We start from the raw sequence: 13,424 nt of genomic DNA on the forward strand, positions 1-13,424 counted from the left end.
GTTAGCGGCCTCTAACTTGCTAGCATTGTCATTAATTTGAGTCATTAGGCTTTGCCCCCTTTAATTACAGAGAGCTTAGGTGGTTGGATAGCATATTCGTCAAGCTCGGCGAGGGTGCCTTTGTGATAAATACTCAACATAGGTTGCAGTAACATGGTGGCTGTTTTGCCAAATTCAGCTTCAGTAAAGTCTTCAGGAAAACTAAATAAACGGCGATTATGGGGATCGTTCCCTTCACCAAAGCCTGATTGTTCATCAAGCCATAATGGCTCGGCAGCTTGCAGTTTTTCCATATGATCACCATCGGCTTCAACATAGGCTAACGCGGTGCGCGGCATAAAGCATAACGGCTGGGCTTGGCCATTGAGATAAGCTTGAATAAATTGCTGTAATAATTGCTGAGCGGACTCTGGCGTAATTGCGCTAAAGGCATGAAAATGGCCAATATCCAGCAGGTAACTGTTTTTCTCAACCCCTGCGGCATTAAGGCATAAATGGCGCAAATACACCCTGACAAAATCACGGCCATGGGCAGTGCCAGGGCGATAATTTATTTGCCCTTTAGCGTAAATATCATCGATGCGGCCAATAAGGTTAACGTTAATGCTTGATTGAGTGCTGTCTAAAGCCTCGCTGTTTAGCGGCGTTAGCCCTTCAAACTGTAAATCAATATCCACTTCCTGACTGTGGCTCTTATCGCCTGTGAGATAGAGCACCCGACCAATGACGTATTTAATGTCGTTTTGATAGCGATTAAGCAGCACATCATCAAAGGGCGCCATGGGTAAACTGCCACTGGCTTTTAGCTGGTTGATAAACTCAATGTCAGCGTGTTCAAGTTGGTGATGCACTGCACTGTCAATCATTGCTGATTGCAATTTATAGCGCTCTAATGCATCTAAGTTAAATGGCTCGTCGTTATCGTCAGCTTGAATTCGTAAATTAAAATCAATTTTTAAACTGCGATTGAAAAAGAATTGCGCTGGGCTTCTGAAAAAGCGTAATAATGCCGACAATTCAAGTTGCACAATGGCGCTGCCATCGTCGGCAACAGCATCAAATGGGTTGTCATCGTTGGCTAAATCTAACGGCTTAAGGCGGTTAAAGAAGCGGGCATTATTAAGTAAGTGGTTCGCATCTGCGATACTTGGCGGGCACCACTGATGATTATAACTTTGCTGCAATTTAGTTTGCTGAGTTGCAGTAAACAATTTGGCATCAAAGGGTTGCAGCGGTTGCTGCTGGATTAAATGGCTTAATATTGCTTTATCGGCGTTATTAACTTCAACGCTTTCACGTAAGCCTTGGCCGATTTCGAGTTGAGGCTCATTATTTGTAGTGAAATAATAGTCAGCAAAATAACACAGCTGGCAATACTCGGTTAGCTCTGACACCAACATTGAGGGAATTCGTTCAGCGTTATCACGCTCAGAGTGGCCAATGTAGCTGATATAAAATTGCTCTCTGGCAGACAATAAAGCTTCTAAAAACAGGTAACGATCGTCTAATCGGCGGGAACGGTCACCTTTAATAGCGCCATTGTGGGCCATTAAGTCAAATCCAACAGGGTGTTGTACTCGTGGATACACCCCATCATTCATACCCAGTAAACATACCACTTTAAAAGGAATTGAGCGCATCGGCATCAAGGTACAAAAGTTCACACTCCCTGCAAGGTAGCGCTGACCAACTCGAGATTCATTAAGGTTTTGATTAAACCATTGCTTGAGCACTTCAACATCGAGTTCACCTTGATGACCGGCGTCTTCAAGCTCGGTACTTAAGGTGACTAAGGCTTCGCGAATGGTTTGAACTTGCTCGCGCTCGTCATCATCAGCATCAAAGAAAACCTCTAATAAAGCTTGTAGCTGCGCGATACGTTCAAGGGTTGGACATTGGCTAGCCAGTTGCAGTTGATATTCGTCAATGGCCTCTAAGAAATTGAGTAAATAGCCAAGAATTTGCGCAGACTGGCCTTCAACACCTTGTACTAGCAGTGAATCGTTATAAAGCGCTGATTCATCATTAAAAGCATAACCTTGAATTAAGCGGCTAATACCAAATGCCCAAGAGTTCTGCTTAAACGCTGGTACTCCTTGTTGCAATCGGGTTTTTTCATCACGGCCCCAACGCACGTTGGCATCATCTAGCCAACGTCTAATAAGCTGCAGAGCATCATCATCGAGCTGAAATTTTCGTAAAATTGCTGGGACTTCGAGAATACTGATAATGTCAGTGAGGCCAAAACGGCTTTGATTAATATTGAGTAAATTCAAAAAGCTGTTAATTAGCGGTGACTCTTGAGCTGCGCCTCTATCGGCAATGGCATAGGGAATATAGTAGTTGGCTGTTTTGCCTGAGTCTTGATTACTTCGATGTAAACCGCTATTGCTGGTGCCAAATACTGCATCAATATAAGGCGCATAAGCTGCCACGTCGGGCATCATCACCACGATATCTTTGGGTTTTAGTGATGCTTTACCGTTGTCATTCGCATTGCTTGACAGTAACTCGAGTAAATGATCGTGCAGGGTTTCGACTTCTCGTAGCTGGCTATGGCAACTGCGCAGGGTAATTGATTGGTCTTGCTGGCTTAACGAGCGTCTATTGGCGACATTTTGATAAAGTGCTGCATCAGGGCCAAGGGCTTGGCCTAGGGTTTCCATTTGCAGAATATCGTATTGCACCCCTTGGAGTAGATTTAAACTGTCAGGGGATTGTTCGGGCTCGATATAGCAGTCGTAACTAAAGTCAGTGTGTTCTGGCGGTAGTTCGAGCATTAAATCCAGTAATTCACGGCCCATTTTGCCATTGTTAGCCAGGATCGGATTACCCACTTCGAGCTTTTCTTCCCATTGCTCGCCTAACTGCTTTTTATCAACATATTGCAGCGCCATTCTTGCGCGAGCTTTAGGGTCAACAATATCGCCCCAGTAATGCTGACAAGGGCTTAAGGAAAACATAATCACTTCAATGCGTTCAGCCAAGTGATACAGCACTTGCAAGGTTTGTGGCGGCATAGAAGAAATACCAAACACAAATAATCGCTCAGGTAGCGACTTAATTACAGTGTCAGGGTTTTGCAGTGCAGCAATTAAGTGTTGATGTAAGTTGGCGCGATGATAAGTGCTGGCATGAAGGTGGTGCTGGTTATATTCAATCAGTGCCCGCCAGAGCTTAGGTTGCCAACGCTGGTTTTCTTCCAGCTTCAGCGGATGCTCGTTTTGCTCCCAAGCTTGAATCCACTCAGGGCGATACACTAAGTATTGGTCAAAAATATCGGCAATACGGCCACATAATTGATACAGCTTAATGGCATCAAAACTGCCAGCTTGGACATAAGGCAGCGCTTCATCTGTATGGTTGGCGTGCTGATTTTCAACCGGAGCTAAATAGGCTTGTAGCGGCGCAAAATCAGGGTCATCAAGTAATGGCGGCAGTAAATCCATTAACTTCCACGTCATCGCCGCTTTAGTAAAGGCATTATCTTTAGGCACATCTGGCAGCAGTTCATGGCATAACTGCCAGGTAAAACTCGACGGCAGCGGAAAGGACAGGGCGGCAGCAATACCATTATATTTAGCCACTTCTAGGCGCAGCCAAGTCGACATCCCCGGGCTTTGCACCAAGATATGTTCATTTGCGAGTAAATTAGCGTTATCAAGGGGGATAGCGAGCATTTTAGACAGTTGTTCTGACAGAACTTCCATCTGATTTGATTGAATTAATCTAAGCATTAATCGACTCTACAAATGATGATAAAAGCCATTCTAAGAGGTTGTTATTAGGTTTGAAAGGCTTTTATCACATCTAGGGTTTAAGCGCTAAATAAGCAACCAAATTACATGGAGTTTGGTTGGCAAAACTCCTGTTTTTTTCTATAGGATTTATTGATTGAAGCTAAATTTTAATTCAATAATTTACTTGATTATTAATTGAGATCCACTCCCAAAAAAACAACAAGTAGCCTGTTTACTCATGTTTATAGGCAAACAAGCTAGAGAGTATATTAATGAGACTGAGTCAGTTTATAAAGCCAATGAATAGGTAGCTGGCTAGAATCACTGCTACCCAAAGCACCATGTTGCCAGATGGATAGTCGCTCGAGATAAGGCTCCCCCCCCCTTTGTATTGGCGCGCTAAAAACTGCTGACATTGGTCTAACTTCCCACGAATTGATTGACGAATTTCGCCATCCACTTTCCAAATGACTGCAAATATGCGCTGTAGTGCATTAGGCACTAAGCGCCTGTATACCCAATCTACATCAAGGTGAGTAGAGCGAAGCTCTGGTGGATATTTACCTTTGAGATTGAGCCAAACGAACGCTAATGCTGAAAACAGTAGTAACTGAGTCTGAGCGAGTACATGGGTCGCATCATATGGGTTGTAACCCGTATCGTATGGCAGCAGAGAATAAAGCGCTGCAGGATAAATACCAATACCAATACATAGACAGGCAGCGATAAACATTGCTGTTAACATATTGAGCGGTGGATCGTTGGCTCGAATACCCGAGTCATGGGCAAAGAAGGCAAAGTAAGGGATTTTGATCCCCGCGTGATGAAAAACACCTGCTGACGCAAACAGTAGCATTAACCAGACCCAGTCATGGCCAGTTTCCATTGCGGCAGACATCACCATGGATTTACTGACAAAACCGCTAAACAGAGGGAATGCAGAAATGGAGGCCGCACCAACAATACACAGTATCGTGGTTTTTGGCATGGTCTTATAAAGGCCGCCGAGATCGGAGCCATTTATACGCCTTGTCATATGCAGTACGGCGCCCATACTCATAAACAACAAGCCTTTAAAAATGACATCGTTAAAAGCATGAGACACTGCACCATTTAATGCCAGCGAAGTCCCGATCCCGATGCCGACGACCATAAAGCCTACTTGGTTAATCAAACTATAGGCAAGCACTCGGCGAAGATCGTTTTCAATCACCGCAAAGAAGATTGGGAAACAGGTCATTGTAGCGCCAATGTATATCAGCAACTCAGTGCCAGGGTAAGCCCGAGCAAGTGCATAAACCGCCACTTTAGTGGTAAATGCGCTGAGTAACACTGTACCGGTCGGCGTCGCTTCAGGGTAAGCGTCGGTAAGCCAAGTGTGAGCAAAAGGAAAAGCACACTTAATACCGAAGGCAATAAAGATAAGCCATCCTGCAATGCTATCTAGGCCGATATAGTCAAAGGCTAGGCTACCGGTTTCAGAGATATAAAACAGCGCACCTATCAGCAAAATAACCCCAGAGAGAACCTGCATGATGAGGTAGCGCATTCCCGCGCTATATGCTGCTGGAGTACGACGAGCCCAAACTAGAAATACTGAGGTAAATGCCAACAGCTCCCAGAACACAAACAAGGTAAGTAAATCACCCGCAAACACCGCACCAATAGCGCTACCTGCGTACAGCATAGCGGCAACTTGTTGCACTGTATCTTTAACGTGCAATGAGTAGACGATGCCAATAAATGCGGCAATATGGAAAATATAGCCAAACATCAGGCTTAATTTATCTGCGCGATAAGGGATTAATTCATAGTCTAAAAACATCAATTGCAAATGGACGCCTTCTGGCACAGTCCACAAATGCAATCCGCTGATCACTGGAATCGCTATCATCAAGGCACCGCGCAGCTTTCCACGAGTTGTAGCAGCAATCAATCCGCCAATGATAAACAGCACAAACGGCGGTAACTCAAGCATCCACATTGCGATCACCTTTATTGTTAGCTTCTTTGGCGTGGCCATCGCTGACGTCGACTATTTCAATTTTGCTATTATCAAGCTCTTCAACGGGTCCATAATAATCTTCTGGGCGCATCAAAAAGGTACGCATCCAGCTGGCGACTATGACCAAGATGACGCAGCCGACAAAGCCATAGATAGGATAAAACGCTGGCAGGTTTTCCCAGCTATGATAAACATGGCGATGAATAACAAAATCAAGTGCCACAAGCAATGCACAACAGGTATATAACAGGTATAAAACCCGCTGAATGTTTTTCGGTTTATCAAAGAGATATTGCTTCTCATTGTCCATGGCTAACTCCAGATACAGTCAAGATAGCTTTCGCCAACTCATAAACGGGCTGTGGATGGATGAACATAATCAAGCAGCCTAGGGATGTGATAATTAATGCGATTAATGAAGCCATTGGTGCTTCTTTAATATCTGTACTTGATGACTTATACCCTTTACCGGGGAAAAACGCATGGTAAGGAATAGGTAGTAGGTAGGCGATGTTGAGTAATGAACTGAGCATTAAAGCAACCATGACAACCCAATAGCCGGTTTCAATAGTGCCCATCAATAGGAACCATTTACTCCATGTCCCTCCGGCTGGTGGAACGCCGATAATGCTAAGGCTGGCAATAAAAAAAGCGCCCATGGTGATTGGCATGGCAAAACCTAAGCCGCGCATTTCGCTTACCTTAGATTTATGGCTAGCCACCAAAATGGCGCCAGCACAAAAGAATAGGGTAATTTTGCCAAAGGCATGGGAGGCAATATGCATTGAACTACCAATCACACCCGATGAAGTAGCTAGCAGTGCCCCAATAGTGATATAGCCGAGTTGGCTCACTGTTGAGTAGGCCAATCTGGCTTTTAAGTTGTCTTGTCGCATCGCCACGATTGAAGCTAAGAGCACTGAAAGGGTAGCTAAATAAAGTAAAAATTCAGTAGTTGGTAATTGGGGGAGTAGGTCGAGTCCAAAAATGAAAATACACACCTTCAATACCGTAAATACCCCTGCTTTTACTACCGCTACAGCATGAAGCAGGGCGCTGACCGGTGTTGGTGCCACCATCGCTGCGGGTAGCCAGCGATGAAATGGCATAATGGCAGCCTTACCAATGCCAAATATAAATAGCATTAGGATTATGCCTGCAATGGTGGTATCCACATCGGCATCAAATACGCCGCCTGCTGTAAATTCAAGGGTGCCAGTCACAAACCAAGTTAAGATGATGGCCAGTAAGAAAAAGGCGATAGAGGTAGTGAGCAAGATACCGAGGTAGACACGGCCACCTTGTTTGGCCTTGTCTGTACCTGAGTGAGTCACCAGCGGATAGGTTGATAGAGTGAGCACTTCGTAAAAGATAAACAGAGTAAACAGGTTGGCTGAAAAGGCGAGCCCCATCACTGCACTAATCGCCAAAGCGAAACAGATATAAAAGCGAGTTTGGTTATCCTCATTATGGTCACGCATATAGCCGATGGCGTAAATGGTGGTGATTAGCCAAAGAAAACTGGCAATGAGAGCAAACAGCATACCGAGCGGTTCTACGACAAAACTCACCTCTAAATCAGGCATCAGCTCCCACCATGAGACCTCAATACTGGCACCAGCCATGAGGGCTTGGTAGATATTGATTACGCAGTAAAGCACCATAAGGCTGATACTGATGGTGATAGCCTCACGCAGGTTAGGTTTCTTTCCTGTTGCTGCAATTGCAAAGGTTGCCAGTAAAGGCAATAAGATAGTTAGCTGTAACATCAGCGGCAAAGATGGATTCATGGGGTTATTCCAAACAAACTTTGAGAAGCCGCCTGTGCAACTTGCACGCTTAGGCGAGTATCTATACCGAAATAAATATTAGCGAAAATGAGCGCCCAAATAGGGGCGAGGAAGGTCCAAGGCGCCTCTTTGACAGTTTCACACCCATTAAGTGGCGGCTTGAAGTAAGCCATTTCTACAATACGCCAGATATAGATAATCGCCAGCAGTGATCCCAATAGAATAAGAACGGCCACTGGCCACATACCAGCCTCAACACTGGCGATAAGCAGATACCATTTACTGACAAAACCGACGGTCAATGGCACACCAATCAAACTGAGCCCACCAATAACGATGGCTGACATGGTCAATGGCATTTGTTTACCTAGGCCTTGGAACTGTTTGAGCTGGACGCTGCCAATGCGGTACATTACAGCGCCTAATGCTAAAAACAGCGCGCCTTTCATTAAGGCATGGTTAAACAAATGTAGTAAGGTGGCCATAATGCCGGTACTGGTATTAATCGAGTAGCCAATGATCATATATCCCACCTGAGCGATACTTGAGTAAGCTAAGATGTGTTTCACATTTTGCTGATAAATAGCCGTGATAGATGCGGCAAAAACACCTATAAGACCAAGCACCATTAAAATACTTTGCAGGGGCAGGGTGGTGAATGAGAAAGAGATGCCAAGTACGGTAAAAGTAAAACGAATGAGCAGATACACAGCAACCTTAGTTGAGGTTGCTGCTAAAAATGCTGTCACAATTGAAGGTGCATAGGCATAAGCATTAGGTAGCCACAGGTGCAGTGGAAATAACGCCAGCTTTAAGCAGATCCCGACAATTAAAAAGGCGAATGCTGCAAATACTGTACGGGTGTGGCCAACATCAACTAACCTAACAGCTAAATCGCTCATGTTTAGCGTGCCCGTCATTTGATAGAGCATGCCAATACCAATCAAAATAAAGGTGGCACCAATGGTACCCATTATCAGGTATTGGTAGGCAGCCCACAGTGCTCGTCTATCTTTACCCAAGGCAATTAAGGCATAGGAGGACAGTGAGGAAATCTCTAAAAATACAAATACATTAAAGGCATCACCGGTTGCCACAATGCCGAACATGCCGGTTAAAGACAGCAGGTATAAGCTGTAAAATAAGGTGTGGCGGTCTTCGTCTAACTCTTTTTGTATGCTGGTGTTAGCGGCAAACAACACCACAGTACCTATGGTGGAGATGATTAGCAGTAAAAAGGCGTTCAGCTTATCGATGCGATATTCAATGCCCCAAGGTGCTTCCCAACCCCCAAGTTCATAGGTAATGGTGCCAGACTTCATGACCTCAATTAGTAATATTATGCTGTTGATACAGGTAGCACTGCACACCAATAAGGCAAATATCCACACAAGTTTGGAGCGATTTAGGAACCAGCATAGCGGGGCTGCCATTAGCGGCACCACAACTTGTAAAACAGGCAGGTGAGCTAACACTATGATTCGTCCTCGTTGAGCTGATCTTGTTTTTGGATCTCATCTTCTTCTATACAGCCATAGGCTTCTTTGATTCTGATCACCAGTGCTAGACCAAGCGCTGTGGTCGCAATACCCACCACAATGGCAGTTAGAATTAACACATGGGGCAGCGGGTTAGAGTAATCACTGATCCCTTCAGCCAATATCGGTGCGCTACCACGCTCGACCATGCCGACACTGATATAAAAAATAAACACTGAGGTTTGAAAAATGGTGAGTCCAACTAACTTCTTAACCAAGTTTCCATGGGCGATAACGATATAAAAGCCAATCATCATCAACAATACGACGATCCAATAGTTATAGAGTCCGAGAAACATCCTGCTCCCCTTTTTTATCTGAGCTGTTTTTCTCAGCTTGAATTTGAGCCTGAGCTTGTCTGCGGCCATCAAAGTTGAAAAAGATGCTTAACATCACCGAAGCGACAGTGATGCCCACGCCTAATTCAATCAGCAGTATGCCTAAGTGCTGGCCATCAATCGGATTTTCAGCCAGTACGTTGTAATCTAAGAAGTTAGCCCCATTAATCATGGAAACAACTCCGACACTGGCATAGAGCAAAAGCCCAACAGCAGCAAGTAATTGAATTAGCGCCGGATTAAATACCTTTTTAGCGGTATCTAAACCAAATAGCATGGTATAAAGAATAATCGCAGCAGCGAAGATAACACCTGCTTGAAATCCGCCACCAGGCCCAAAGTCACCATGGAATTGTACATACAGTGCAAATAACAAGATTAAAGGAATAAGTGTTTTACTGACGATGCGCACCACCATGTGGCGCTCATGCATTTGTTCTTCTGTTGGCTCTTCAGATTGAATTTTTTTACGGCGACGAGGCAGTGATAACAGCGAAAGCACGCCAATACCTGCGGTAAAGATAACGGCTACTTCACCTAAAGTATCAAAGGCTCGGTAGCTCCCTAATACTGACGTCACAATATTAGGCACACCTACCTCGTCCATCGAGTCATGAATATAGCGCGGGGCAACATGTTGATGCACTGGCGCATCAACAGTGCCAAAATAAGGCATATCTAGGGTACCGTAGATCAGCATGCTACCAGTGACGAGTACAACAAACAGTGCAAGAAAGGGTTTATGCCGCTTTGGCGCCTCTTTTCGGCCAGTCATGGTAATGGCGGCTAGCATGAGTAAGCCTGATATTCCTGCACCTACAGACGCTTCGGTAAAGGCAACATCTACAGCGTCGAGCACCACAAAGAAACAGGCTGATAATAAGCCATAAATTCCGGTTAACATGACGACCGCTAATAGATCTCTCATGCGAACGATAGCGATGGCGATGACCACTAAAAAGATTAATAGTATTACATCTACTAAGGCTTCGATGGCTTGTTTCCTCCCTGAGGATCAGGCTTATCTTTTTGCGGTAATAGGCCATTATGTAATGCCGCTTTTGCTAAGGCATGACTAGCAGAAGGGTTGATAAAGAGTGTGAATACTAAAATCAATACCAACTTAATGAGTACTAAACCATTTGGGCTTTGCAGCATTAACCCTATCAGGATTGAGCTTGCACCTAAGGTATCGGTTACGCTTGCAGCGTGCATTCGGGTGTAAAAATCAGGGAAACGAATAATCCCTATACCACCAGAAAAACAAAGGAAGCTACCAATTAGTAGGCATAAACCACTGCTTATTTCGAGTAAGAGGTTCATTTCTTCCTCTTCTTGGTTAAATGAGATTTATAGGGGGTCACTTTGAACTCGGCTGAGTCTGAATAGCGTAAAACGCCGATGACGCTGATAAAGTTAATGAGGGCATAAACAAGGGCGATATCGAGAAACTCTGGGCGTCCCATTAAAAAGCCCAATAGCGAAATAAGCAGTATGGCTTTAGTACCAAAAGAGTTGAAAGCTAATATTCGATCATAAAGCGTCGGGCCGGCAATACAGCGAATGATTGCCAGTAGCATAACAACGAGAATAGCGATGGTGGCAGTAGCTAACATTAGTCTTCAAGCTCCCTTACCCGGCGGTCCATCTCTCCGGCTTTTAGTGCGTCGATACCATCTTTATGTAAAGCATGAACAGTAAGCTTGTCATCAATTAAGTCTATCGCTACTGTGCCAGGGGTTAGGGTAATGGAGTTGGCGTAAATGACTTTATTAATATCTGAGCATTGGCGAGTGTCTATGGTAGTGAGTGTTGAAGAGATACTGCTGTTACCCAGCCAGATATGTTTAACCACACTAATATTAGATAAAATAACTTCTTTCACTAACCATATCGTATAGCCTGGCATATTGGCATTTAGACGGATTGGGTGCGTTTCTTGGTCGATAACATCCATTTTTTGGGCAATATAAAGCACCAGCATGATTGAGCCTGCACCCAGTGATAATAAAAGCGGGTTAGTGTAATTTGAGTTAATCCACCAAAATAGGGCTAAGGTTAATAACAGGCTAAGCCTATGGCTTGGAACAACGCCGCTTTTATTTTTTTGTGTCATATTATTTAATGCTTCGTGTTAGTTAACTCCAGTACAAAACCTGGCGAGTTTTAAGATTATTATGGTTAGCTTTTTACTCGTTAATCATTTTGCTCGCATGACGATTCATCAGCTAATGCTTGATATACTTGCCTGTGAAGGTCATTAAAAGAATCTGTAGATGGAGACAGTTGGTTAATTGTTCGATCGACTATCTGCTGAACCAGTTGTTCTCGAGTTACATCTGAGGGTATACATACGATTGTAGGTAGCTTTTTGGATGTCTGTGTACCAACTCGAGTACGGTAAGCTCTGTCAGCAAATCCTTCGGTATTGTTTCTAAGTTCGTATTGCTGACTCGTATTTAATGCACCAGCAAGAAAGCCCTGAATATAGTAAGTACATGGCATAGCCGAAATGGTGGCTGATTCGTTATTTAGCGACTTACAAGATGATAGAACAAGTTTTTCTTCATTTTTAGCGTTATTTGAGGATGCGGAAAGCGAAAAAGTAACACTGAATGTAAATAGTACTAAGAGCTTTATGAGCGACATATAACCTCCTTTTATAATTCTATTAATTTTAATATCACCTAGTGAAATATTTCAGTGCAGTACTCTTTAGGCGACTTTGTTTAGCTTCGTATCATGCATTTCTTGCTTGCAATGATATTTCAAGATTATTACGTTGCGCAAAGCTGTTGCTAGCAACATGCTGTTTACTTTTTGCTAACCAATACTCTTTATTTATAACATGAATTATCCAAATTTAAATGCTTAGTAAGTGTAAACTGTATATTTTTTTGATTTTGAGCAGGTTACACCAGCTATAGAAAGGCTCTAGCAAGGGCTACGCACTTGGTTATTGCTAATTTTACTCAGTTAAGGTTTTATATGACTTGTGGCTTTAGTGAGTATGTAAGTTTGAAAATAGAGTGAGGTTATTAGCTTGGTGAAGCTAACTTCTAGATCTAGTACTGGCTGACTGCTAATGGGTTTTTAACCGCTTTAAATTGCAACCTTTTCAAGCGCTTAGTCCCATCAATGAGTTTGAGGATAGGCTTCGGTGTTTAACTGACTTAGCTTGATAATACCTATGGTAAAAAGGCGTTAAAGCTACATTGCTGACCCATAAATTTGTTAAAGGTGAAGTGCTTAATGAATTTGAGTTAAAGACGGCTCATGAATGTATCATTCAATACCGCCAACGTTTGACTGACATTAGCTGGTTTATGGGTTCCTTGAGTGAACCCATTACTAGAATGGCCAATAAAGAAGATAAGTGAACAGGCCGTTTTTGGGAAGGGCGGTTTAAATCTCAAGCCTTGTTAGATGATGCGGCCGTACTCGCCTGTATGGCGTATGTTGATTTGAATCCTATTCGCGCACAAATGGCTGCAACACCTGAAACTTCAGATTACACCAGTATTCAACGACGCATAAATTCAGCGATTAAAGGTGAGCAACCAAAAGAGTTACTACCATTTGTAGGAAATGAACGTTTAGATATGCCTAATGGACTGATGTTTAGTGTTAAAGTCTACATTGTGCTGGTTGAAGATACAGGGTGAATTATTCGAGAAGATAAACGCGGCGTCATTAGCTCGAGTAGTCAGAATATCCTCAATAGGCTGAACATTCCCGCAGAGAATTGGCTTAAAATCACCACTGAGTTTGGCGCTTTATTCAAAGGTGCGGTGGGGGCGTTGCCTGCATTAACAGATTATTGTGAGCATTTAGACCTAAAACGACGACAGGGCGCAGCTAACTGTCAGCGCTGGTTGTGCGCTTAATACACCATTTATTAATTTCAAATAAAAGCATTTTCCACTTGATAGATATCAAGCTTTTTTGCTGTGTTGAATTTAGTTTATGAGTTATTTTTGGTGATTAATGATGAAATATTCAGTCCTTTGGCA

General features: G+C 43.5%; 11 protein-coding genes and 1 pseudogene. 1 reads left to right on the forward strand and 11 read right to left on the reverse strand.

The genetic code is table 11. The features are described 5' to 3' along the window. Positions 1-44: 44 nt before the first annotated feature. From recC to BCU57_RS04155, 11 genes are all read right to left on the reverse strand, one after another. Complete coding sequence (recC, locus tag BCU57_RS04105) at positions 45-3,737, reverse strand: exodeoxyribonuclease V subunit gamma (protein WP_102440562.1); 3,693 nt, start codon at positions 3,735-3,737, stop codon at positions 45-47. 286 nt (positions 3,738-4,023) lie between these two features. Then, positions 4,024-5,724, reverse strand: coding sequence for a Na(+)/H(+) antiporter subunit D (locus tag BCU57_RS04110; protein ID WP_102440563.1), 1,701 nt, complete (start codon positions 5,722-5,724; stop codon positions 4,024-4,026). After that, a complete protein-coding gene (locus BCU57_RS04115) occupies positions 5,711-6,055 on the reverse strand; it encodes a hypothetical protein (RefSeq protein ID WP_102440564.1) in 345 nt (114 codons plus the stop codon). Before BCU57_RS04115 ends, BCU57_RS04110 begins: the two co-directional genes overlap by 14 nt. After that, complete coding sequence (locus BCU57_RS04120; protein WP_102440565.1) at positions 6,045-7,535, reverse strand: monovalent cation/H+ antiporter subunit D family protein; 1,491 nt, start codon at positions 7,533-7,535, stop codon at positions 6,045-6,047. Before BCU57_RS04120 ends, BCU57_RS04115 begins: the two co-directional genes overlap by 11 nt. Continuing rightward, entirely contained in the window at positions 7,532-9,010 is a 1,479-nt protein-coding gene (locus tag BCU57_RS04125; RefSeq protein ID WP_102440566.1) for a monovalent cation/H+ antiporter subunit D family protein, read from the reverse strand. Before BCU57_RS04125 ends, BCU57_RS04120 begins: the two co-directional genes overlap by 4 nt. After that, positions 9,010-9,372: a cation:proton antiporter subunit C gene (locus tag BCU57_RS04130; RefSeq protein ID WP_102440567.1), complete on the reverse strand. Its 363-nt coding sequence runs from the start codon at positions 9,370-9,372 to the stop codon at positions 9,010-9,012. Before BCU57_RS04130 ends, BCU57_RS04125 begins: the two co-directional genes overlap by 1 nt. Further along, a complete protein-coding gene (locus BCU57_RS04135; RefSeq protein ID WP_277869117.1) occupies positions 9,353-10,366 on the reverse strand; it encodes a Na(+)/H(+) antiporter subunit B in 1,014 nt (337 codons plus the stop codon). The genes BCU57_RS04130 and BCU57_RS04135 overlap by 20 nt, the downstream gene beginning before the upstream one ends. Before the next feature lie 26 nt (positions 10,367-10,392). Then, positions 10,393-10,734: a monovalent cation/H(+) antiporter subunit G gene (mnhG, locus tag BCU57_RS04140; RefSeq protein WP_102440569.1), complete on the reverse strand. Its 342-nt coding sequence runs from the start codon at positions 10,732-10,734 to the stop codon at positions 10,393-10,395. Beyond that, positions 10,731-11,027 carry a monovalent cation/H+ antiporter complex subunit F gene (locus BCU57_RS04145; protein WP_102440570.1) on the reverse strand — a complete coding sequence of 99 codons (297 nt, stop codon included), beginning with the start codon at positions 11,025-11,027 and terminating at the stop codon, positions 10,731-10,733. The genes mnhG and BCU57_RS04145 overlap by 4 nt, the downstream gene beginning before the upstream one ends. Further along, positions 11,027-11,527 carry a Na+/H+ antiporter subunit E gene (locus BCU57_RS04150; RefSeq protein ID WP_102440571.1) on the reverse strand — a complete coding sequence of 167 codons (501 nt, stop codon included), beginning with the start codon at positions 11,525-11,527 and terminating at the stop codon, positions 11,027-11,029. The genes BCU57_RS04145 and BCU57_RS04150 overlap by 1 nt, the downstream gene beginning before the upstream one ends. An 80-nt stretch (positions 11,528-11,607) precedes the next feature. Further along, positions 11,608-12,060: a Rap1a/Tai family immunity protein gene (locus BCU57_RS04155; RefSeq protein ID WP_102440572.1), complete on the reverse strand. Its 453-nt coding sequence runs from the start codon at positions 12,058-12,060 to the stop codon at positions 11,608-11,610. A 557-nt stretch (positions 12,061-12,617) separates the two neighbouring features. On the opposite strand from BCU57_RS04155, the pseudogene BCU57_RS04160 reads away from it, so the two are divergent. Further along, positions 12,618-13,298: pseudogene (locus BCU57_RS04160) on the forward strand (transposase); the annotation flags it as partial. Positions 13,299-13,424 lie beyond the last annotated feature (126 nt).

Source organism: Shewanella sp. 10N.286.48.B5 (assembly GCF_002874355.2).
Classification (GTDB): Bacteria; Pseudomonadota; Gammaproteobacteria; order Enterobacterales; family Shewanellaceae; genus Shewanella.

What these genes read in the sequence shown, in the direction of transcription:
- recC (WP_102440562.1), bottom strand. Translation starts at nt 3,737, where the DNA reads ATGCTTAGATTAATTCAATCAAATCAGATGGAAGTTCTGTCAGAACAA.
- BCU57_RS04110 (WP_102440563.1), bottom strand. Translation starts at nt 5,724, where the DNA reads ATGTGGATGCTTGAGTTACCGCCGTTTGTGCTGTTTATCATTGGCGGA.
- BCU57_RS04115 (WP_102440564.1), bottom strand. Translation starts at nt 6,055, where the DNA reads ATGGACAATGAGAAGCAATATCTCTTTGATAAACCGAAAAACATTCAG.
- BCU57_RS04120 (WP_102440565.1), bottom strand. Translation starts at nt 7,535, where the DNA reads ATGAATCCATCTTTGCCGCTGATGTTACAGCTAACTATCTTATTGCCT.
- BCU57_RS04130 (WP_102440567.1), bottom strand. Translation starts at nt 9,372, where the DNA reads ATGTTTCTCGGACTCTATAACTATTGGATCGTCGTATTGTTGATGATG.
- mnhG (WP_102440569.1), bottom strand. Translation starts at nt 10,734, where the DNA reads ATGAACCTCTTACTCGAAATAAGCAGTGGTTTATGCCTACTAATTGGT.
- BCU57_RS04145 (WP_102440570.1), bottom strand. Translation starts at nt 11,027, where the DNA reads ATGTTAGCTACTGCCACCATCGCTATTCTCGTTGTTATGCTACTGGCA.
- BCU57_RS04150 (WP_102440571.1), bottom strand. Translation starts at nt 11,527, where the DNA reads ATGACACAAAAAAATAAAAGCGGCGTTGTTCCAAGCCATAGGCTTAGC.
- BCU57_RS04155 (WP_102440572.1), bottom strand. Translation starts at nt 12,060, where the DNA reads ATGTCGCTCATAAAGCTCTTAGTACTATTTACATTCAGTGTTACTTTT.